The 22,417-nt window shown below is 55.1% G+C and carries 20 protein-coding genes; 11 read left to right on the top strand and 9 right to left on the bottom strand.

What is annotated here, in order from left to right:
- Positions 1-6 precede the first annotated feature (6 nt).
- The 5 genes from parC to JY391_RS18890 all read left to right on the top strand — a co-directional run bounded on the left by parC (position 7) and on the right by JY391_RS18890 (position 7,536).
- Positions 7-2,265, top strand: a complete 2,259-nt coding sequence (gene parC, locus JY391_RS18910) for a DNA topoisomerase IV subunit A (RefSeq protein WP_042289242.1) — start codon at positions 7-9, stop codon at positions 2,263-2,265.
- Positions 2,266-2,542: 277 nt separating this feature from the next.
- A complete protein-coding gene (plsC, locus tag JY391_RS18905) occupies positions 2,543-3,280 on the top strand; it encodes a 1-acylglycerol-3-phosphate O-acyltransferase (RefSeq protein WP_042289239.1) in 738 nt (245 codons plus the stop codon).
- Positions 3,281-3,356: 76 nt separating this feature from the next.
- The gene (gene ftsP / locus JY391_RS18900) at positions 3,357-4,769 is read left to right on the top strand and encodes a cell division protein FtsP (RefSeq protein WP_211934829.1); all 1,413 of its coding nucleotides are present in this window, start codon (positions 3,357-3,359) and stop codon (positions 4,767-4,769) included.
- A 110-nt stretch (positions 4,770-4,879) separates the two neighbouring features.
- Positions 4,880-7,051: a YgiQ family radical SAM protein gene (locus tag JY391_RS18895; RefSeq protein ID WP_042289236.1), complete on the top strand. Its 2,172-nt coding sequence runs from the start codon at positions 4,880-4,882 to the stop codon at positions 7,049-7,051.
- 125 nt (positions 7,052-7,176) lie between these two features.
- On the top strand, positions 7,177-7,536 hold the full coding sequence (locus JY391_RS18890; RefSeq protein ID WP_229264073.1) for a carboxypeptidase-like regulatory domain-containing protein: 360 nt from the start codon (positions 7,177-7,179) through the stop codon (positions 7,534-7,536).
- 42 nt (positions 7,537-7,578) lie between these two features.
- Here the strand turns inward: JY391_RS18890 and dkgA are convergent, their stop codons facing one another.
- Positions 7,579-8,406, bottom strand: coding sequence for a 2,5-didehydrogluconate reductase DkgA (gene dkgA / locus JY391_RS18885; protein ID WP_042289222.1), 828 nt, complete (start codon positions 8,404-8,406; stop codon positions 7,579-7,581).
- Positions 8,407-8,510: 104 nt separating this feature from the next.
- A complete protein-coding gene (gene yqhD, locus JY391_RS18880; RefSeq protein WP_211934827.1) occupies positions 8,511-9,674 on the bottom strand; it encodes an alcohol dehydrogenase in 1,164 nt (387 codons plus the stop codon).
- Between the two features lie 191 nt (positions 9,675-9,865).
- Here yqhD and JY391_RS18875 point away from each other — a divergent pair, with 191 nt between their 5' ends.
- A complete protein-coding gene (locus JY391_RS18875; protein ID WP_042289217.1) occupies positions 9,866-10,765 on the top strand; it encodes an AraC family transcriptional regulator in 900 nt (299 codons plus the stop codon).
- Positions 10,766-10,814: 49 nt separating this feature from the next.
- Here JY391_RS18875 and yghB read toward each other — a convergent pair whose 3' ends face one another.
- Positions 10,815-11,474, bottom strand: a complete 660-nt coding sequence (yghB, locus tag JY391_RS18870) for a DedA family general envelope maintenance protein YghB (protein ID WP_060570833.1) — start codon at positions 11,472-11,474, stop codon at positions 10,815-10,817.
- 162 nt (positions 11,475-11,636) lie between these two features.
- Entirely contained in the window at positions 11,637-12,824 is a 1,188-nt protein-coding gene (gene metC, locus JY391_RS18865; RefSeq protein WP_060570832.1) for a cystathionine beta-lyase, read from the bottom strand.
- Between the two features lie 250 nt (positions 12,825-13,074).
- Here metC and exbB point away from each other — a divergent pair, with 250 nt between their 5' ends.
- Both exbB and exbD read left to right on the top strand, forming a co-directional pair.
- Positions 13,075-13,809 (top strand): tol-pal system-associated acyl-CoA thioesterase, encoded by a 735-nt coding sequence (gene exbB, locus JY391_RS18860; RefSeq protein WP_042289210.1) that lies wholly within the window; start codon positions 13,075-13,077, stop codon positions 13,807-13,809.
- A 6-nt stretch (positions 13,810-13,815) separates the two neighbouring features.
- Complete coding sequence (gene exbD / locus JY391_RS18855; protein WP_042289208.1) at positions 13,816-14,241, top strand: TonB system transport protein ExbD; 426 nt, start codon at positions 13,816-13,818, stop codon at positions 14,239-14,241.
- A gap of 112 nt (positions 14,242-14,353) precedes the next feature.
- On the opposite strand, the gene JY391_RS18850 is transcribed toward exbD, so the two are convergent.
- The 3 genes from JY391_RS18850 to JY391_RS18840 form a co-directional block, all read right to left on the bottom strand.
- Entirely contained in the window at positions 14,354-15,238 is an 885-nt protein-coding gene (locus JY391_RS18850; RefSeq protein ID WP_060570831.1) for an SDR family oxidoreductase, read from the bottom strand.
- 92 nt (positions 15,239-15,330) lie between these two features.
- The gene (locus tag JY391_RS18845) at positions 15,331-15,753 is read right to left on the bottom strand and encodes a cytoplasmic protein (RefSeq protein ID WP_199957081.1); all 423 of its coding nucleotides are present in this window, start codon (positions 15,751-15,753) and stop codon (positions 15,331-15,333) included.
- Positions 15,753-16,160: a hypothetical protein gene (locus JY391_RS18840; RefSeq protein ID WP_042289205.1), complete on the bottom strand. Its 408-nt coding sequence runs from the start codon at positions 16,158-16,160 to the stop codon at positions 15,753-15,755. Before JY391_RS18840 ends, JY391_RS18845 begins: the two co-directional genes overlap by 1 nt.
- A gap of 103 nt (positions 16,161-16,263) precedes the next feature.
- Here JY391_RS18840 and JY391_RS18835 point away from each other — a divergent pair, with 103 nt between their 5' ends.
- Both JY391_RS18835 and JY391_RS18830 read left to right on the top strand, forming a co-directional pair.
- Positions 16,264-16,767 carry an ESA_00282 family adhesion-associated protein gene (locus JY391_RS18835; RefSeq protein WP_211934826.1) on the top strand — a complete coding sequence of 168 codons (504 nt, stop codon included), beginning with the start codon at positions 16,264-16,266 and terminating at the stop codon, positions 16,765-16,767.
- A gap of 68 nt (positions 16,768-16,835) precedes the next feature.
- Entirely contained in the window at positions 16,836-17,333 is a 498-nt protein-coding gene (locus JY391_RS18830) for a TIGR00645 family protein (protein WP_042289198.1), read from the top strand.
- Between the two features lie 73 nt (positions 17,334-17,406).
- Here the strand turns inward: JY391_RS18830 and JY391_RS18825 are convergent, their stop codons facing one another.
- The gene (locus JY391_RS18825; RefSeq protein WP_211934825.1) at positions 17,407-18,447 is read right to left on the bottom strand and encodes an aldo/keto reductase; all 1,041 of its coding nucleotides are present in this window, start codon (positions 18,445-18,447) and stop codon (positions 17,407-17,409) included.
- Between the two features lie 81 nt (positions 18,448-18,528).
- Between JY391_RS18825 and yghX the strand changes: the two genes are divergently transcribed.
- Complete coding sequence (gene yghX / locus JY391_RS18820) at positions 18,529-19,416, top strand: YghX family hydrolase (protein WP_042289192.1); 888 nt, start codon at positions 18,529-18,531, stop codon at positions 19,414-19,416.
- 79 nt (positions 19,417-19,495) lie between these two features.
- Here the strand turns inward: yghX and JY391_RS18815 are convergent, their stop codons facing one another.
- On the bottom strand, positions 19,496-22,096 hold the full coding sequence (locus JY391_RS18815) for an autotransporter outer membrane beta-barrel domain-containing protein (protein ID WP_211934824.1): 2,601 nt from the start codon (positions 22,094-22,096) through the stop codon (positions 19,496-19,498).
- Positions 22,097-22,417: the final 321 nt, after the last annotated feature.

Genomic DNA, 22,417 nt, shown 5'->3' with positions numbered 1-22,417 from the left:
CGATTAATGAGCGATATGGCAGAGCGCCTTGCGCTGCATGAATTCACGGAAAACGCTTATCTGAATTACTCCATGTACGTCATCATGGACCGTGCGTTGCCGTTTATTGGTGATGGTCTGAAACCCGTTCAGCGTCGCATCGTGTACGCGATGTCCGAGCTGGGGCTGAATGCCAGCGCCAAATTTAAAAAATCCGCCCGTACCGTCGGCGACGTGCTGGGTAAATACCATCCGCATGGCGACAGCGCCTGTTATGAAGCCATGGTGCTAATGGCGCAGCCGTTTTCTTACCGTTACCCGCTGGTTGACGGTCAGGGGAACTGGGGCGCGCCGGACGATCCGAAATCCTTTGCGGCGATGCGTTATACCGAATCGCGTCTGTCGAAGTATGCCGAAGTCTTACTGAGCGAACTGGGACAGGGGACCGCCGACTGGGTGCCAAACTTTGACGGCACGATGCAGGAGCCCAAAATGCTGCCTGCGCGTCTGCCGAACATCCTGCTGAACGGCACCACCGGCATCGCCGTCGGCATGGCGACAGATATCCCGCCGCACAACCTGCGCGAAGTAGCGAAAGCGGCGATTACCCTGATCGAGCAGCCAAAGACCACGCTGGATCAACTGCTGGATATCGTTCAGGGGCCGGACTTCCCGACCGAAGCGGAAATCATCACATCCCGGGCTGAAATTCGTAAAATTTACGAAAATGGCCGCGGTTCGGTACGTATGCGCGCGGTGTGGACCAAAGAAGACGGCGCGGTGGTGATTACCGCGCTGCCGCATCAGGTTTCCGGCGCCAAGGTACTGGAGCAAATCGCCGCCCAGATGCGCAATAAAAAGCTGCCGATGGTCGACGACCTGCGCGACGAGTCGGATCACGAAAACCCAACCCGACTGGTGGTCGTGCCGCGCTCTAATCGCGTGGATATGGAGCAGGTGATGAACCACCTGTTCGCCACCACCGATCTGGAAAAAAGCTACCGCATTAACCTGAACATGATCGGTCTGGACGGTCGCCCGGCGGTGAAAAACCTGCTGGAGATCCTTACCGAGTGGCTGGCGTTCCGCCGTGATACCGTGCGCCGCCGCCTGAACTATCGTCTGGAGAAAGTCCTGAAGCGCCTGCATATCCTCGAAGGTTTGCTGGTGGCGTTTCTCAACATCGACGAAGTGATCGAGATCATCCGTACGGAAGATGAGCCGAAGCCAGCGCTGATGTCGCGCTTTGGCATCAGCGAAACCCAGGCCGAAGCGATCCTTGAGCTGAAACTGCGTCATCTCGCCAAACTGGAAGAGATGAAGATCCGCGGCGAGCAGGACGAACTGGAGAAAGAGCGCGATCAGTTACAGGGGATCCTCGCTTCTGAGCGGAAGATGAATACGCTGCTGAAAAAAGAGCTGCAGGCGGATTCAGACGCTTACGGCGACGATCGTCGTTCGCCGCTGCACGAGCGCGAAGAAGCGAAGGCGATGAGCGAGCACGATATGCTGCCGTCCGAGCCGGTAACTATCGTGCTTTCGCAGATGGGCTGGGTGCGTAGCGCCAAAGGTCATGACATCGACGCCCAGGGGTTGAACTATAAAGCGGGCGACAGCTACAAATCGGACGTGAAGGGCAAGAGCAACCAGCCGGTGGTGTTTATCGACACAACCGGGCGAAGCTACGCCATTGACCCGATTACGCTGCCGTCGGCGCGCGGTCAGGGCGAGCCGTTGACCGGTAAGCTGACGCTGCCGCCGGGCGCGACCGTAGAGCACATGCTGATGGAAGGCGACGATCAGAAGCTGCTAATGGCATCGAACGCGGGCTACGGTTTTGTCTGCACCTTTAACGATCTGGTGGCGCGCAACCGTGCCGGTAAAGCGTTGATTACGCTGCCGGAAAACGCTCACGTTATGCCGCCGGTGGTGATCAGCGACGAAAGCGATATGCTGTTGGCGATCACCCAGGCCGGACGGATGCTGATGTTCCCGGTGAGCGATCTGCCGCAGTTGTCCAAAGGCAAAGGCAATAAGATCATCAACATCCCGTCGGCGGAAGCGGCGAAAGGGGACGACGGTCTGGCGCACCTCTATGTACTACCGCCGCAAAGCACTCTGACCATTCATGTCGGGAAGCGCAAAATCAAGCTGCGTCCGGAAGAATTGCAGAAGGTGACCGGCGAGCGCGGTCGTCGCGGTACGCTGATGCGCGGTCTCCAGCGTATCGATCACGTTGAGATTGATTCGCCGCGTCGCGCAAGCCAGGGCGACAGCGAAGAGTAAGAGGTTTTTTAACGCCTGAAACGCGGTCGGGCCTGAAAAGACGCAGTGCGTCGCCGTCAGGCCCGTCCGTCGTAGCGGATGGCGTTGTTAATACTTTTCCGGCCTGCGGTTTTAACGCTGCCGCTGGGCCGGATGTACATTAAAATTTCCCGTAAAACCGTTGTTTATTCGTGAATAGCGATTAACAATACAGTTTTCCAGAGAGCCACATCAACAATACCCTAACCTGATAGCAGGTGACGTAGAATCCCGGGCTCTTAGGCCTTCAGAGGTTGTTATGCTATTTATTTTTCGTTTTATTATTACCGTTATTTACTCCATTCTGGTTTGTGTTTTTGGATCGATTTACTGCCTTTTCAGCCCGCGTAATCCAAAACACGTCGCGACGTTCGGGCATATGTTTGGTCGCCTGGCGCCGGTGTTTGGCCTGAAAGTCGAATGCCGCAAACCTGCCGATGCCGAAAGCTACGGCAACGCCATCTATATTGCGAATCACCAGAATAATTACGATATGGTGACCGCAGCGAATATTGTGCAGCCGCCAACCGTTACGGTGGGAAAAAAGAGCCTGCTGTGGATCCCGTTTTTCGGCCAGCTTTACTGGCTGACGGGTAACCTGTTGATTGACCGTAACAACCGTGCGAAAGCCCACGGCACGATTGCCGAAGTGGTGAACCATTTCAAAAAGCGCCGTATTTCTATCTGGATGTTCCCGGAAGGAACCCGTAGCCGCGGTCGTGGGCTGCTGCCGTTTAAAACGGGCGCGTTTCACGCCGCCATTGCCGCAGGCGTACCGATTATTCCGGTGTGCGTTTCGAATACCTCAAATAAGATTAACCTCAACCGTCTAAAGAATGGTCTGGTGATTGTCGAGATGCTGCCGCCGGTGGATGTGAGCCAGTACGGTAAAGACCAGGTTCGCGAACTGGCCGCCCATTGCCGTTCGCTGATGGAACAAAAGATTGCAGAACTCGATAAAGAAGTCGCCGGGCGGGAAGCTGCCGGAAAAGTTTAATTAAGAACGCGTTATTTTGCAGAGAACAGGCCTCCTTTTTCTGCCCGTCGTTTAGCCAGTTTTACAGGGAGCTTATATGTCACTCAGTCGGCGTCAGTTCATTCAGGCATCGGGGATCGCACTGTGCGCAGGTGCAGTTCCGCTGAGGGCAAATGCTGCCGGTCAGCAACAGCCGCTGCCCGTTCCGCCGCTGCTGGAGTCCCGCCGCGGTCAGCCGTTATTTATGACCTTACAGCGGACCCACTGGTCTTTTACCCAGGGGACGCGCGCGCCGGTATGGGGTATTAACGGACGCTATCTTGGCCCGACGATCCGCGTCTGGAAAGGCGATGACGTTAAGCTTATCTACAGTAACCGTCTCACCGAAAACGTCTCTATGACCATCGCCGGATTACAGGTGCCAGGACCGTTGATGGGGGGGCCGGCGCGGATGATGTCGCCGAATGCCGACTGGGCGCCCGTGTTGCCTGTTCGTCAGAACGCCGCCACGCTGTGGTATCACGCCAATACGCCAAACCGTACCGCTCAGCAGGTCTACAACGGCCTGGCCGGTATGTGGCTGGTGGAAGATGAGGTCAGTAAAACGCTGCCTATCCCCAATCATTACGGGGTGGATGATTTTCCGATCATCATTCAGGATAAGCGGCTGGATAACTTCGGTACGCCGGAATACAGTGAGCCGGGAAGCGGCGGTTTCATCGGCGATACGCTGCTGGTGAATGGCGCGCAAAGCCCATACGTAGAAGTTTCTCGCGGTTGGGTACGTTTGCGCTTGCTGAACGCCTCCAACGCGCGCCGCTATCAGCTGCAAATGAGCGACGGGCGCGCGCTGCACGTTATCTCTGGCGATCAGGGATTTTTGCCCGCGCCGGTGTCGGTGAAACAGCTATCGCTGGCGCCGGGCGAGCGCCGTGAGATTCTGGTCGACATGACCAACGGTGATGAAGTGTCGATCACCTGCGGCGAAGCGGCAAGCATCGTCGACCGGATCCGCGGTTTCTTCGAGCCGTCCAGTATTCTGGTGTCCACGCTGGTGTTAACGCTGCGCCCGACCGGGCTGCTGCCGCTGGTCACCGACAGCCTGCCGATGCGCCTGCTGCCGACGGAAATCCTGGGCGGCGCGCCGATTCGCAGCCGCGATATCAGCCTGGGGGACGATCCGGGGATTAACGGTCAACTGTGGGATGTAAACCGCATTGATATCACCGCGCAGCAGGGCACCTGGGAGCGTTGGACGGTGCGCGCCGACATGCCGCAGTCGTTCCACATTGAAGGCGTCTCTTTCCTGGTGCGTAACGTTAACGGCGCGATGCCGTTCCCGGAAGATCGCGGCTGGAAAGATACCGTCTGGGTAGACGGTCAGGTTGAGCTGCTGGTGTACTACGGCCAGCCGTCCTGGGCGCATTTCCCGTTCTACTTTAACAGCCAGACCCTGGAGATGGCCGATCGCGGCTCAATCGGCCAGATTCTGGTCAACCCGACGCCGTGACGCGTCACCCACTCGCCCGGTAGGGCGAGTGAATACCTTTCGATTTCTCTTTCGTTCCGGCTTATAATCCCCGGCCTTTGATTATTTTTTTACCATTTTTTGGAAGCAATATGAGCGCAATATCCCTGATCCAGCCAGACAGAGATCTCTTCTCCTGGCCTCAGTACTGGGCGGCCTGCTTTGGTCCAGCCCCTTTTTTGCCGATGTCTCGCGACGAAATGGATCAACTTGGCTGGGATAGCTGCGACATTATTTTGGTGACGGGCGACGCGTATGTCGACCACCCGAGCTTCGGCATGGCGATTTGTGGCCGTATGCTGGAAGCGCAGGGCTTCCGCGTGGGCATCATCGCCCAACCGGACTGGAACAGCAAAGACGACTTTATGCGTCTGGGCAAACCGAATCTGTTCTTCGGCGTGACCGCAGGCAACATGGACTCGATGATCAACCGCTACACCGCCGATCGCCGTCTGCGCCATGACGACGCCTATACGCCAGATAATGTGGCGGGCAAGCGTCCGGACCGGGCCACGCTGGTCTACACCCAGCGCTGTAAAGAGGCGTGGAAAGAGGTGCCAGTGATCCTCGGCGGCATCGAGGCCAGCCTGCGCCGTACCGCCCATTATGACTACTGGTCTGATACCGTGCGCCGTTCGGTGCTGGTGGACGCCAAAGCCGACATGCTGATGTTTGGCAACGGCGAGCGTCCGCTGGTGGAAGTGGCGCATCGTCTGGCAATGGGCGAAACCATCGACCAGATCCGCGATGTACGTAATACCGCGATTATGGTAAAAGAAGCGCTGCCGGGCTGGAGCGGTGTCGACTCGACCCGTCTCGACACGCCGGGAAAAATCGACCCAATTCCGCATCCGTACGGAGAAGACCTGCCGTGTGCGGACAATAAGCCGGTCGCGCCGAAAAAGCAGGAGGCGAAAGCCGTCACCGTGCAGCCGCCGCGCCCGAAGCCGTGGGAAAAAACCTACGTGCTGCTGCCCTCCTTTGAAAAAGTGAAGGGTGACAAAGTCCTCTACGCTCACGCCTCGCGCATTCTGCACCATGAAACCAACCCGGGCTGTGCGCGCGCGCTGATGCAAAAGCATGGCGATCGTTATATCTGGATCAACCCGCCGGCTATTCCCCTCTCGACCGAAGAGATGGACAGCGTATTTGCGCTGCCGTACAAACGTGTGCCGCATCCGGCCTACGGCAACAGCCGCATTCCGGCCTATGAGATGATCCGCTTTTCCATCAACATCATGCGCGGCTGCTTCGGCGGCTGTTCTTTCTGTTCAATAACTGAACACGAAGGGCGCATCATTCAGAGCCGCTCTGAAGATTCAATCATCAATGAGATTGAAGCGATCCGCGACACCGTGCCGGGATTTACCGGCGTGATCTCCGATCTCGGCGGGCCGACGGCCAACATGTACATGCTGCGCTGTAAGTCGCCGCGCGCGGAGCAGACCTGCCGCCGTCTGTCGTGCGTTTATCCGGATATTTGTCCGCATATGGACACCAATCACGAGCCGACAATCAATCTGTATCGCCGCGCCCGCGATCTGAAAGGCATCAAGAAGATCCTTATCGCCTCCGGCGTGCGTTATGACATTGCGGTGGAAGATCCGCGCTATATCAAGGAGCTGGCGACCCATCACGTTGGCGGCTATCTGAAGATTGCGCCGGAGCATACCGAAGAAGGACCGTTGTCGAAGATGATGAAGCCGGGCATGGGCAGCTATGACCGCTTCAAAGAGCTGTTCGATCTCTATTCGAAACAGGCGGGCAAAGAACAGTATCTGATCCCGTACTTTATTTCCGCACACCCCGGTACGCGCGATGAAGATATGGTGAATCTGGCGCTGTGGCTGAAGAAACATCGCTTCCGTCTCGATCAGGTGCAGAACTTCTATCCGTCGCCGCTCGCTAACTCGACGACCATGTATTACACCGGCAAAAACCCGCTGGGTAAAATTGGCTATAAGAGTGAAGATGTGGTGGTGCCGAAGGGGGATAAGCAGCGCCGTCTGCATAAAGCGCTGCTGCGCTATCACGATCCGGCTAACTGGCCGCTAATCCGTCAGGCGCTGGAAGAGATGGGCAAAAAGCATCTGATCGGCGGGCGTCGCGAATGTCTGGTTCCGGCGCCAACGATCGAAGAGATGCGCGAGGCGCGTCGTCAGAACCGGCATACTCGTCCGGCGTTGACCAAGCATACGCCAGTGTCGCATCAGCGTCAGACCCCGGCGGCGAACAAAAAACGCGGCAAGGTCGCGGGGCGTTAATCTGAGTGCCCGATGACGCGCGTTTGTCGGGCCAGGAAAACCGTGGCCCATAGGGCGGAGACGCAGAGATGAAAGCAGGGATGCTGGCAGGGATAATTGCGATCGCCTTGCTGCAATCTGGTTGCATGATACATCGCCAGACGCAGCCGGAAGTGGAAGGACGGCTGATCGACAGCGCCGGCAAGCCAGTTAGCGGTGCAACAGTCGTACTGGCGAGCCATGCTGAGAAGCCGGTTACGACCTTATCAGATAAAGAGGGGCGTTTTGCCTTTCCGCCCCAACACGAATGGGCCTTTTTTCTGCCGATAGGTCCAATGGACTGGTTTTACGCTACCTCGCTGCAGGTGAATGCCAACGGTAAGGCATACGAAGCGGAGACCGGCGGGGGCGTCGGTGGGCCGTTCGAGCTTGAGGGCGACGTGTTAAAGGTTGTTTGCAGAGTCCCGGCCACACCCGGTGAGATGGCCTGCTCGTTCGGGTCATAGGCGCAGAAAAAGCCCGGCAGAACACCGGGCTGGGAAGGAAGATTAGCCGCCGAACTGATCCGGGTCTGGACCGAGCCGCTTGCCTTGCTCCAGTTTGGCAATTTCGCCCAGTTCGTCTTTATCAAGGCGGAAATCCCAGACGTCAAAGTTTTCGGCAATACGCGACGGGGTGACCGATTTCGGGATCACCACCAGGCCGTTGTCCAGATGCCAGCGGATAACGATCTGCGCCGGGGTTTTACCGTACTTGTCCGCGAGATCGCGAATGATTTTCTGATCGAAAACGCCTTCGCCGCCCTGCGCCAGCGGACTCCAGGATTCCGTCTGGATTTTATGCGTCGCATTCCAGGCGTGAAGCTGGCGCTGTTGCATCAGCGGGTGCAGCTCGATCTGGTTGATCACCGGCGTGACGCCCGTTTCATCGATCAGTCGTTGCAGATGATTGACCTGGAAGTTGCAGACGCCGATGCTCTTGATTAACCCCTCTTTTTGCAGATCGATCATACCCTGCCAGGCGTCAACGTAATGATCGATTGCCGGAACCGGCCAGTGCATCAGATACAGATCAAGGTAGTCGAGCTGAAGTTTTTCCAGACTCTCCTGCAGGGCTTCACGCGGACGTTTTTGATCGTCATTCCACAGCTTGGTGGTGATGAACAGTTCATCGCGAGGAACGCCAGCGCTGGCTAATGCTTTGCCCACGCCGTCTTCATTTTTGTATGCGGCGGCGGTGTCTATTGAGCGGTAGCCGACGTCCAGTGCTTTATGAATGGCGGAGACGACCTCGTCGTTACCGGCTTTCCATACGCCTAACCCCAACTGGGGCATTACATTGCCATCCTGAAGCTTAATTACGGTTTGGTTTGCCATTTTTCCTCCTTCATGTGCTCATCACCGGAGGAAGCCTCCGGTGATGCGGTGTGACTTAAGTCTGGACGAAATGTCCAAAAACGAAAGGCAGAGGCGAAAAAAGCTTAGCGCGCGGCTTCGTAAATACGGCGGCTGACGTCAAGTGTAATGTCTTTATTTTCACCGAGTTGCGTCATACCGTGCTCTTCTAACTTCGCCAGCAGCGCCGGGATAGAACTGCCATCCAGACCGTAGCCGGAAAGGCGTGTCGGTACGCCAAGCTGCTCGAAGAAGTTGCGCGTCGCCGCAATAGCGGCATTAATACGTTCAGCGTCAGACCCTTCGCGGATGTTCCACACGCGTTCAGCATACTGCAGCAGTTTGGCGCGTTTGGTGTCGCGTTTTTCATTCCACAGCGCGGGCAGCACCACCGCCAGCGTCTGGGCGTGATCGAGACCGTGCATCGCCGTCAGTTCGTGACCGAGCATATGGGTGGCCCAGTCCTGCGGTACGCCTGCGCCAATCAAACCATTCAGCGCCTGCGTCGCCGCCCACATCACGTTGGCGCGCACATCGTAGTTTTCCGGCTCTTTCAGCGCTTTCGGACCGTCTTCGATCAGCGTCAGCAGGATGCCTTCCGCAAAGCGATCCTGAATTTTGGCGTCAACCGGATAAGTCACGTATTGCTCAACGGTATGGACAAAGGCATCAACTACGCCGTTCGCCACCTGGCGCGGCGGCAGGGTGTAGGTGTATACCGGATCCAGTACGGCGAAGACTGGCTGCACGTGTTCGGAATGAAACGCCTGTTTGTCACCGGTAGTTTTGCGCGAAATCACCGCGCCTTTGTTGGATTCAGAACCGGTGGCGGGTAGCGTCAGCACGGAGCCCATCGGGATGGCGCTTTTAATCTCGCTGCCGCTGGTTTGCAGAATGTGCCACGGGTCAATGTCTGTCGGATAGTGTGCCGCCGCGGCGATAAATTTGGTGCCGTCAAGCACCGAACCGCCGCCCACTGCCAGCAGGAAGGTGACCTTGTCTTCGCGGGCGATTTTCACCGCGTTCATCAGGGTTTCATAAGACGGGTTTGGCTCAATGCCGCCAAACTCACGCACGTCCATGCCTTTCAGCGCATCCTGAACCTGAGCCAGCACGCCAGTCTTTTTCACGCTGCCGCCGCCATAGGTGATCATGACACGCGCGTCCTGTGGGATTTGATCGCGCAGGTCGGCAATCGCGCCTTTACCAAACAGAATGCGGGTTGGGGTATGCAGATTAAAGTTATTCATTGCTCGTTCCCTTATGTGGGTAAAAAGAGGGCAGGCGTCGGTCTGCCTGATGGAAACATTGTGGGCGTCCCCACGCTGCCTCTCAATGCTCATTTCTGCCAATGTTTTGCCTATTCCTCCAGAGCGCTGGAGAAAAACACTAAATTTGCGCACAATCAATTCATCGATACTCGTTGCGAAAATAAGCCGTCATGAACCGTGAAGAGATTTGTCTGTTGCTGACAGATAAAATTAAGCATCTGAAAGATAGTGAGAAAAACCAGGGGGAGCGGTTGCCGGACATCCGCCTGCTGTACGGCACTGAGCCGGGGCCGCGCACGCCGGTGATGTACGATCCCGGCATCATATTTCTCTTTTCGGGCCATAAAATTGGTTATATCAACGAGCGCGTTTTCCGTTATGACGCTAATGAATATCTGCTGCTGACGGTGCCGTTGCCGTTTGAATGTGAAACCTATGCGACGCCGGAGGTGCCGCTGGCTGGCATTCGCATTAACGTCGACATGCTGCAGTTACAGGAACTGCTGATGGACATCGGCGAGGATGAACGTTTTCAGCCGTCGATGGCGGCAAGCGGGATTAACTCTGCAACGCTGTCTGATGAGATCCTGTGCGCGGCGGAACGCCTGCTGGACGTGATGGAGCGACCGCTCGACGCGCGTATTTTAGGGAAACAGATTATCCGTGAGATTCTGTATCACGTGCTGACCGGACCACGTGGCGGCGCGCTGTTGGCGCTGGTGAGCCGACAAACCCATTTCAGCCTGATTAGCCGGGTGATAAAGCGCATTGAGAACAAATACACCGAGAGCCTGAACGTCGAGCAACTGGCGGCGGAGGCCAATATGAGCGTGTCGGCGTTTCACCATAACTTTAAGTCGGTGACCAGCACATCACCGTTGCAGTACCTGAAAACGTATCGGCTGCATAAGGCCCGGATGATGATTCTTCACGACGGTATGAAGGCCAGCGCGGCGGCGATGCGGGTGGGTTATGAAAGCGCGTCGCAGTTCAGCCGCGAGTTTAAGCGCTACTTCGGCGTCACGCCGGGAGAAGATGCGGCGCGGATCCGCACTTTACAAGGAAGTTAACTTGCCTGTTCCACGCCGGATAAGCGAAGCGCTATCCGGCATTCAGCATTCAGGCGTTGCAGTATTTCTTTTTGATCACCACGACCAGCGTGCCCAGTAAACCCGCTGCTAACAGGACGATCGGCAGGATCATTAAAAAAGTCATCACCTGGTCTTCGTGACGCTTCACAAACGGGATCATGCTCAGCGCGTAGCCAAAGCTGGTGACCACGCCGACCCACAGCAGCCCGCTCAGCCAGTTAAAGAACTGGAAGCGGCGGTTGGAAAGCCCGGAAATGCCCGCCATGGTTGGCAGCAGGGTACGCACGAAGGCCAGAAAACGGCCAGCCAGCAGCGCCAGCAGGCCGTGGCGGTCGAACATGCAGGTCGCGCGCTGGTGATATTTCACCGGCAACTGCGCCAGCCAGCCTTTTACCGTTTTGGTATTGCCCAGCCAGCGTCCCTGAATATAGCTCAGCCAACAGCCCAGGCTGGCGGCGGTCGTCAGAATGAACAGCGTCGGGACAAAGCTCATCACCCCTTGCGCAACCAGCGCGCCCGCCAGCAGCAGCAAACTGTCGCCAGGCAAGAATGAGGCCGGTAACAGGCCATTTTCTAAAAACAGCGTGGCGAACATCACAAAGTAGACGACGCTAACAATATGGGGATCCGCCAGCGCCGCAAAATCGTGTTGCCAGAGCGCAGCGATAATATCTTGAATGACAGACATGGACTTTCCTGTGGAACAGCGTTTACGCCCCTGAGCCGAACGGAATGGGCGCTTAATTTACCCATTATACTCCCTTACAGGCCCGGATGCCTTGATCCGAGGCGCAACAAATGCAGACAATTTCGGTCGATGTGTCTGCATTCATGTCCATTGGCGTCAATATTATACGATGCGGGAGAAACCGGCGGCTAAATCTGCAATCAGATCGTCAACATTCTCTAAACCAATATGCAAACGGATGAGCGTGCCGTCGAAATCGACGTTGCCTTGCGGGCGGATCTCCGCAATCTGTTCCGGCTGGTTCGCCAGAATCAACGACTCAAAGCCGCCCCACGAGTAGGCCATGCTGAACAGACTAAAGTGATCCAGATAGGCGGAGAGTTCTTCGTTGGTCAGCTTTTTGTTCAGCACAAACGAGAACAGCCCGCTGCTGCCCGTAAAGTCTCGTTTCCAGTATTCATGACCTTTGCTACCGGGCAGGGCCGGGTGATTCACTCGCGCCACCTGAGGATGCGCGGCCAGCCACTCGGCAACCCTGAGGCTACTTTCATGGTGCTGACGCAGACGCACGCCGAGCGTGCGCAGTCCGCGACTGGTGATATAAGCGGTGTCGGCGTCGACCATTTGTCCCATCAGATAGGCGTTTTCACGCAGTTGATCCCAGCAGCGGGCATTAGCGACCGCCGTGCCGATCATCGCGTCTGAATGACCAACCAGATACTTTGTCGCGGCCTGTATAGAGATGTCGATACCGAAGTCGAGCGCGTTGAACAGGATCCCCGCCGCCCAGGTATTATCGATCATAATGATGGCCTCCGGCGCGACGCTTCTTACCGCGCTGACGATCGCCGGAACATCATGCACTTCCATCGTAATGGAGCCGGGCGACTCCAGAAACACCACTTTGGTGTTGGGCTGAATATGCTTTGCGATATCCGCGCCGACGAGAGGATCGAACCAACTGGTGGTCACGCCAAGTTTGCCGAGGATTTTGCGGCAGAAATCCTGACTCGGTTCATAGGCGGTGTTGGTCATCAGCACATGATCGCCTTGTTCCACAAACGCCAGAATGGTATTGGCGACCGCCGCAGCGCCGCAGGGAAACAGCGCGCATCCGGCGCCGCCTTCCAGTTCACACATCGCTTCCTGGAGTGAGAAATGTGTGAGCGTGCCGCGACGTCCGTAAAACAGTTCGCCGTTTGCACGGTTACGGGTGGCGTGTTTTTTGGCTTCGACGGTGTCGAAGACCAGCGATGAGGCGCGCTGAATCACGCTGTTGACGGAGCCGAGCGTGTACTTCTTACGGCGTCCCGCGCTGACCAGTCGGGTCTCCAGTTGCTTATCTGCCATGTCAGTTTTTCCTGTTTTTATACGTCTGGATGTCTAAACTACCACGAATGACAAAATGCGCATCCCGTCCTCTTATATAAAGCACAATATTTTCCCAAATTCTCCGCTCGTGATGTTTTACTGCGTAAGCGCAAGGAAAAGAAACCAAAGGTGCGGCACTATGTAAATAGTAATGAGAACGACTATCAATTCGACGTCGTTTTGATATTATTATGCTCAGATTTTGTGATTTGCGTCCTGGAGATACAGAGTGGGTAATAATTTGATGCAGACGGATCTCTCCGTCTGGGGTATGTATCAGCACGCCGATATCGTAGTGAAGTGCGTGATGATTGGTCTGATTCTGGCGTCAGTGGTCACCTGGGCTATCTTCTTCAGTAAAAGCGTGGATTTCTTCTCCCAGAAGCGTCGCCTGAAGCGCGAACAGCAACTGCTGGCGGAAGCCCGCTCTCTGGATCAGGCAAGCGATATTGCCGCTAAGTTCGGCGCGAAAAGCCTGAGTACCCAGTTGCTCAACGAAGCGCAGAACGAGCTGGAGCTGTCTGAAGGCAGCGAAGACAACGAAGGGATCAAAGAGCGTACCGGTTTTCGCCTTGAGCGTCGCGTTGCGGCGGCAGGACGTCAGATGGGACGCGGAAATGGTTACCTGGCGACCATCGGGGCGATCTCCCCGTTTGTCGGTTTGTTCGGTACCGTATGGGGTATCATGAACAGTTTCATCGGTATCGCCCAAACGCAAACCACTAACCTTGCTGTGGTCGCGCCGGGTATCGCTGAAGCGCTGCTGGCGACCGCGATTGGTCTGGTTGCTGCGATTCCAGCCGTCGTCATCTATAACATTTTCGCCCGTCAGATTGGCGGTCTGAAAGCAACGCTCGGCGATATCGCCGCGCAGGTGTTGCTGCTGCAAAGCCGCGACCTGGACCTGGATGCAAGCGCCTCCGCGCATCCGGTACGTACCGCGCAGAAATTACGTGTAGGATAACGTTTCATGGCAATGCGTCTTAACGAAAACCTGGACGATAACGGTGAAATGCATGAAATCAACGTGACGCCGTTTATCGACGTCATGCTGGTGCTGCTGATCATCTTTATGGTGGCGGCTCCGCTGGCGACGGTGGATGTGAAGGTGAATCTGCCCGCATCTTCCAGCACGCCGCAGCCGCGTCCGGAAAAACCGGTGTATCTGTCAGTGAAAGCCGACAACAGCATGTTTATCGGTAACGATCCGGTGACCGAAGAAAGTATGATTGCTGAGCTTAACGCCCTGACGGAAGGGAAGAAGGACACCACGATTTTCTTCCGCGCGGACAAAACCGTGAACTACGAAACCATGATGAAGGTCATGGATACGTTGCATCAGGCGGGGTATCTGAAGATTGGCCTGGTCGGGGAAGAGGTCGCGAAGGCGAAATAACCGTCGCTTTTCGCTGACTGAAGAAGTAGGCCGGGTAAGGCAAAGCCGCTACCCGGCTTTTTTATGGCCTGATGGCGCGTCGCGTATCAGGCCAATGGTTTACCGTACTTAACTAGCCTAAATGCTCACCGCCGCACACGCCGTGTACTTCTGCGGTCACATAGCTTGATTCCTGACTCGCCAGATAGACATAGACCGGCGCCAGTTCCGCGGGCTGACCAGCGCGCTTCATGGGCGTCTGCTGACCAAACTGCGGAATTTTATCCTGCGTCTGACCGCCCGAGATTTGCAGTGCGGTCCAGATAGGGCCGGGCGCGACAACGTTTACCCGGATCCCTTTCCCGGCGACCTGTTTCGCCAGACCCCGGCTGTAGTTAAGGATCGCCGCCTTAGTCGACGCATAATCCAGCAGATGCGGACTTGGCTGATACGCCTGAATTGACGAGGTGGTGATAATGCTGGCGCCTTTCGGCAGCAACGGGATGGCCTCTTGCGTGATCCAGAACAGCGCAAACACGTTCACCGCAAAGGTTTTCTGGAACTGTTCACTTGTCAGGTCCTTAATTTCAGGAATCGCCACCTGTTTACCGGCGACCAGCGCCAGCGTATCCAGACCCCCCAGCGCCTCGCGCGCCTTATGTACCAGCGAGCGGGCAAAGGATTCATCGCTCAGATCGCCGGGAATAAGCACCGCTTTGCGCCCGCTCTCTTCAATAAGGGCTTTAACCTGTTGCGCGTCCTCTTCTTCCGCTGGCAGATAGTTTATCGCCACGTCTGCGCCTTCACGCGCGTAAGCAATGGCGGCAGCCCGTCCTATGCCGGAGTCGCCCCCTGTCACCAGTGCCTTACGATCTTTAAGGCGACCGCTGCCCACGTAGCTTTTTTCGCCACAGTCAGGCACTGGGGTCATTTTCGCCTGTACGCCTGGCGCGGGCTGTTTCTGTTGGGGATATTCACCGGTGTAGTACTGTGTGGTGGGGTCTTGTAGAGTCGACATGCCATTTCTCCCTTCAGGTTAATCATACCTTAAGGGTAGACGCTATGCGGGAAAGCGGGGGGAACCAGGACGATCCTGATCGCTCGGACAGGCTACGTTTTCTTTACGACGAGTTGTTCATCCAGCGCGACGCTGGTGATGTTCAGCGTGCGGTAGCGACCTTCGGCAAGCTTACGCGTCAGGCGCAGCGTCGCCGTTTCGCGATCCAGCAATTGTTGCCAGTGGCTTTCCAGACGCCTCATGATTTTGTCATGTAATTCAGGGCGTTGCCGAATAAGGGCATTTATCACCGCGCCGTAAATTTCTTCCTTAATTTGCAGCGCGTACATTTCCCGACGGTTCTGCCACTTCAACCGAACCAGCGCCGCAGGAATGGACGTCGCTTCCTGCGCCACGTTTTCCAGCAGCGCATTCTTATGCGCGACCAGTGCCGCAAGATTCTGCTTTAAGACAAATTGATCGCTTTTATTATCGTCCAAAGCCAGATAGACATTGTTATCTTCAACATCTTTGATCATTGTTCATCATCCAGAGAATAAAAAATCGGGGAAGATTTTTCTCGCGTAATTAAATTAAGCCAAATTTCGTTGCCATTTTCATTAATATGGTTGGTGGTGTCAGCCAATATTTTACTTAAGGTCTGGGCATCAATGTCACCTTCCGCCTGTAAGGTATTAATCACACGGGCAAAGGTTTCAATTTTTGCTACCCGACACAGCCGTTCTTTAAAATGGCGGTCGTGTTCTTCGAGCAGCATATTTTTAGATTGCCCGGTAGATGCCGCGCTAATTAAAATATCGGCTTCGTAATCGCGAAGGTTTTTCTTTCCCTGAGTGAAATTATTAGCGTTTTCTGCGGATCCTTCCGTCTGGCCTGACGCAGACAGATGAAAACGCGGCGGGACAAGATGCTCGGGAAGCATGTCACATTATCCTTTATTATCAGTTGTATAATTATTCTTATTGACAGGTCGCGTTGACAATAACATGGGGTAATTTTAAAATCAAAAAAAATGGAGCCATTTTATGAACAGTATTTTTTATTCTGTTATTACTCTGCTATTGCTCATCGGAGCCATACTTTTTTTAATACGCGAGTTTAATAAGCCGCGCGGTGCCGAAGAACATTCTCCCGACGTTCCACTCCCGCCGTTAACCAAAGACGAGGGGGAAGATCATTTTTCCACGCTGATGAATGCCATTACGCCGGTATGGTACTGGCGGGTTAATCATGAATATATTGATTTCCTGCACGCCACGGTAAAGCGAATGACAATGGCGCAATTGAATGAAACCCCCGGGCTATTTGATGCCCAGCGTCGCTGTAGCGATCTCAATTCCGCCGTGTATAAATACTACGACACGATAAAAAAACGCTGCCTGAATGGTGAAAAAGTGCCGCATTCCGATCTGGATGTCCTCAATCTGCGACAGTGCTTCCAGGAATTTAGCCTTGAAGCCTATCCGTCGCTGGTGGCGCTGGTGTGGCCCGAGTATCAGCGCCCGTGGCTCACCCCCGGGGAAGTTTAAGGGATGTTGATCTGATGTTGCCCTGTTGAGATATACTGTTCCCCGGTTTTGCTACATGACAGGAATATATGGAACGCTTTCTCGAAAACGTAATGTACGCGTCTCGCTGGTTGCTCGCCCCCGTCTACTTTGGTCTGTCGCTTGCGCTGGTGGCGCTGGCGCTGAAGTTCTTTCAGGAGATCTTTCACGTCCTGCCTAACGTCTTTTCGATGGCGGAAGCGGATCTGATTCTGGTGCTGCTGTCGCTGGTGGATATGACCCTCGTCGGCGGGTTGCTGGTGATGGTGATGTTTTCCGGTTATGAAAATTTCGTCTCACAGCTGGATATCTCAGAAGGTCGGGAAAAGCTCAACTGGCTGGGGAAAATGGATGCGACCTCGCTGAAAAACAAAGTGGCCGCGTCGATTGTGGCGATCTCTTCTATCCATCTTCTGCGCGTGTTTATGGACGCGAAAAACGTGCCGGACAATAAGCTGATGTGGTATGTGATTATCCACCTCACCTTTGTGCTGTCGGCGTTTGTAATGGGTTATCTCGACAGACTCACCCGGCATAAACACGAGTAAGCGATCTTCACTCCTCGCGCCGGATGGCGGTAGCGCCATCCGGCAGGGTGTCTCGCCCGACGGCGATGACGGTTTATTTGTCGGAGGACGCCTGCCACAGGTTCAGTTGGCCGTCCGCGACATGCTTATCAATCTGCGCCAGTTCCTCGGCGGTAAACGCCAGATTCTTCAGCGCCTGTACGTTTTCTTCCAGCTGTTCAGGGCGGCTCGCGCCAACGAGTACTGAAGTGACGCGCTCATCTTTCAGCAGCCAGCTTAACGCCATTTGCGCCATCGACTGACCGCGCTGTTGCGCCATGGCGTTGAGCAGGCGCAGGCTGCTGAGATTCGCTTCCGTCAGCATGTTTTCCGTCAGGCCGCGCACTTTTTTCCCTTCGCGCTGCATCCGTGAGCCTTCCGGGATACCGTTTAAATATTTACCGGTTAACAGTCCCTGCGCCAGCGGGGTAAACGCGATACAGCCAACGCCATTTTCCGCCAGCGTATCCAGCAGACCGCTTTTATCCACCCAGCGATTCAGCAGGTTATAGGAAGGCTGATGAATCAACAGCGGGATCTTCCACTCGCGAAGCAGCGCCGCCATTTTCTGCGTGCGTTCCGGTGAGTAAGAAGAGATACCTACATACAGCGCTTTACCGCTTTGTACGGCGTGGGCGAGCGCTGAGGCGGTTTCTTCCATGGGCGTGTTTTCATCCACGCGATGCGAGTAAAAGATATCAACGTAATCCAGCCCCATGCGCTTCAGGCTTTGATCGAGGCTGGCGAGCAGGTACTTACGTGAGCCGCCGGAGCCATAGGGACCAGGCCACATGTCGTAACCGGCTTTGGTGGAAATGATCAGTTCGTCACGAAAAGGGGCGAAATCGGTGCGCAGCAGGCGACCGAAATTTTCTTCCGCACTGCCCGGCGGCGGACCATAGTTATTGGCTAAGTCGAAGTGGGTAATACCCAGATCGAAAGCTTTACGCAGCAGTGCGCGCTGAGAATCCAGCGCCTGCACGTGGCCGAAACTGTGCCACAGGCCGAGCGACAGGGCGGGCAGCCGGAGTCCGCTTTTACCACAGTAGCGGTAAAGCATAGTGTCGTAGCGGTCAGGGGAGGCGTTCCAGGACATGATGTCTCCTTTCTTGTGATGAATTTTCGAAACAGCGTTTTCATTCTATGCTTATCAAATCACAAATCCTGGAGATATGCGATGGCCCGTCTGACCGCGAAAGATTTTCCGCAAGAACTGCTCGACTACTACGACTATTACGCGCACGGGAAAATCTCAAAACGAGAGTTTCTCAACCTCGCGGCAAAATATGCCGCCGGCGGGGTGACGGCGCTGGCGCTGTTCAACATGCTCAGGCCCAATTACGCGCTGGCTGAGCAGGTGAAATTCACCGATCCCGCTATCCTGCCGGAGTACATCCACTACCCGTCGCCAAACGGGCACGGCGATGTGCGCGGCTATCTGGTAAAACCGGCAAAAACGACGGGTAAGGTTCCGGCTGTGGTGGTCGTACATGAAAACCGCGGGCTGAATCCTTATATTGAAGATGTGGCGCGGCGGGTGGCGAAAGCGGGCTATATAGCGCTGGCGCCGGATGGTTTAAGCTCGGTTGGAGGGTATCCTGGAAACGATGAAGAAGGAAAAGCCTTACAGCAAAAGGTCGATCCGACAAAGCTGATGAACGACTTTTTTGCCGCCATTGAGTTTATGCAGAAACACCCAGACGCTACGGGCAAGGTCGGGATCACCGGTTTTTGCTATGGCGGCGGGGTATCAAATGCCGCCGCTGTGGCGTATCCGGAGCTGGCGTGCGCGGTGCCGTTTTATGGTCGCCAGGTCGCTGCGGCGGACGTGCCGAAGATCAACGCGCCGATTTTGCTACATTATGCCGAGCGGGATAAAAATATTAATGAAGGCTGGCCCGCCTATGAGGCCGCACTGAAAGCGAATAATAAGGTTTATCAAGCCTGGATTTATCCCGGCGTAAATCACGGATTTCATAACGACTCAACCCCACGCTATGACGAACCCGCGGCCGAACTGGCCTGGAAGCGCACTCTGGCGTGGTTTGAGACGTATTTGCGCTAAAGCCCGGCGACGCGACGCCTGCCGGGCTTTTGGTGGGGTTAGCCAGGTAAGGCGAAGCCGCCACCCGGCAATTCAGGCATCAGAAGCTATAGCTCATCCCTGCCTGGACGCTGGCGTCGTTATCCACATCGCCGGTTCCCACATACACGCCGGTATTTAACGTGAAGTTGTGGGCGATGGTGGCGTTGATGCCTGCGCCAAAAATGCCCATCGTGTTGTTGTGGCCTGTGGTGTTGTGATAGTCCGCCGCCTTGATGTCGGTATCGTCGCTGAACTCTTTCTGGAAGCGCGCGTCAATCCACGGCATCAGCTGCACGCCTTTGTTCAGATCGCGAAGCGTGGTGGTCAGACGGACGCCAGCGCCGCCGTTCCAGGAAGACACCTGACTGTCAGAGAAGGTGATCTCCTGATCGGAGAAGCCGTCGGCTTTGGTCTGATCCCAGCCCAGAGTGGCATATGGCTGCAGCAGGGTTTCGCCCGGCAGCAGGACGTTTAAGCCGGTACGCGCTTGCGCCATATACAGACTTCCGTCGGTCGAGCCGTTCAGCGCTTCTGTCATCCCGCTGGTATTGCCGGTGACGTTGTTGGCAGACAGCGAATAACGCATATCGCCATAGCTGAAGCTACCGTCCGCGAACAGTCCCCAGGTATCGCCATTCAGCGCCTGCTGCCATCCGCCGTACAGGCTGTAGTAATTCCCGTACACGCTGTCCTTGAAGCTGTCGGCGCTGTCGCTGGTGTCCTGCACGCGGCTGCGGGTCCAGGCCAGGGCGATACCGCCAGTGACGCTGTCGCCGTTAGTTAAATGCGCCGTCCAGTCCACACCACCCTGCGCGCCCTGGGTAACGCTCTTGTAGTCGACATCGTTGCTGAAATTACCGTTCTGGTACAGGAAATCGCCCCATACCTGCGCTCCCTCCTGTTGTTCGCCCAACAGGCTGGCCAGATGTACCTGGTTCATGTGATTGCTGATGTCGTCAGCGACCTGATGACCCGCCTGTTCAGCCGCATCCAGACCGGCAATTAACCCCTGCACGTCGCTGGCCAGCGAACCTTGCGCGCTGTTAAACAGAATATTCCAGCTCTGGCTGTCACTGGCTTTTAGCATGGCCTGTGGCGCGCTGTCGGCGGCGACAATGTCCAGACTGTTGTCGTAGTTGTACGCGCCGCTGCGATTTTCCACTGTCTGCTGGCCGTTAGTGAACGTGGCGCCCGCATAGTCCTGCGGCGCAGCAGTGCCGGTGGTCGTAAAAGTCCCAAGAAGAACGCCGGAACGATTGATCGCAGACGGCGTGATGCTGTTGACCACCACGGCGTTATTACTGCCGGTGATCGTGCCGAAGTTAACGAAACTGTCGGTGCTCATGCTGACCGAAGCATTGCTCCCGGTGGTGCTGGCGATCAGGCTTGATCCGTTTTGCAGATCCCAGGTGGTCGCGTCGTTGATTTTGTCGATGCTGATGCTGTTATCGCTGGTGGTGTTTACCGTTTCGAACTGGCTAATCTGACCGGTGATCGAACTGCCCGCGTCCATGGACAGCGTATCGCTGCCGTCGCCGCCGTCCACGTTGCCATTAACGTGAGACTGATTGGTCAGCACCAGCGTGTCGTCGCCTTTACCGGTGGTAACATCGCCGTTGACGTTGGCGTTGTTTTGCAGCGTGATGGTGGTATTGCCTTTATTGGCGCTGGTGTTGACGTCACCGTTGATGGTGCTGTTGTCCAGCAGAAGGGAATTGGTGGAATCACCGGCCAGAGTGACGTTCCCGTTAATCACGCTTTGATTGGTGAGTGAAAGGCTGGCGTACCCTTTTTCATTCACGACGCCAATATCGCCGGTTACGGTGCTGTTATTCATCGTCAGGCTGGTGTGGGTAGTGCCCAGCATGGCGACGGTAACGTCGCCAAACGCGTCAAGGTTGATATCTTTAAAGATTGTCTGACTCAAAAATTGTGACGCTTTTTCAATATCCTGCGCCACTTCACTGTCGGTACCGTCGACGGAGGCATTGGTGAGCGAGAGTGTCGTATCCGATTTTTCGCTACCGGCATAAATACCGCCTTTATCCAATGAACTGTCGCTCATGGATATTGTCTGAACCCCATTACCGCCGCTGATAATACTGCCGTGCAGATCGCTGCCGTTAATAATATTGGCGGTATGATAGCCATTATCCTGCGGATCGAGATAGATAGACGCACCCATCATGTAGTCTTTTTTATTCGGATAAAGCACATCGTCGTTTTCGCCATTCAGGGTTGAATGATCAACGGTGACGGTAGTGTTCGTGGTCTTTTTAATATTGCCGACTTCAATCATATCCACTTTCGCGCCGTTGGTGACGGTGATATTTGCCGTCCCGCCATTGCTTCCTTGAATATAGCTGCCGGTCATATCGGTGCCGTTGACAGTTAATGATTGGGTTTCTCCGGTGTTGAAATGCCCGTTCATGAAGATCGACCCGGAGGTTGGGTCCGCCATTACGGCGTTAGCGACACCGTTATCTTGTTGGTAAACGCTAATATCGCCCACGGACTCCGCAGCCCGTAGACCGCAGGTTTGCGACGTATCGTCACCAACGCACGGCGTGCTGGAGGCAGCAGAAACACAGGAACTGAAGGAAGCTAAAGCCACTAATACACATTGCGAGAGCAACGTGCGGTTCATTAATTTGCGCATTTTTTATTCCATTAATATCAAGATGAATCCGCTTTCTTTTTAATGGAAATACGTTCAATTAAGAATCTTCTGAAAGGAGAGTGATGTAATAAAATCTTAAAATGGTCTTAAGAAAAAATAATGTTTTAATCACGGTCTGATAAATTAATCATTATGAATACATTTTTCTCGTGAATGTTTAAGCTTAAATAATAAGCTGTTTATGCCAATTTTATCCAGCGACATCGATATAATTCAAAAGAATGCCTCAAACCCAATAATTCTTTAGGGGTATTTCGGTAATTTACTGCGCGGCTGTTTTACATTTTTACAAGTATTGAA

The organism is Citrobacter sedlakii (assembly GCF_018128425.1).
Taxonomy (GTDB): Bacteria; Pseudomonadota; Gammaproteobacteria; order Enterobacterales; family Enterobacteriaceae; genus Citrobacter_A; species Citrobacter_A sedlakii.
This window is presented reverse-complemented; position numbering and strand designations above follow the sequence as displayed.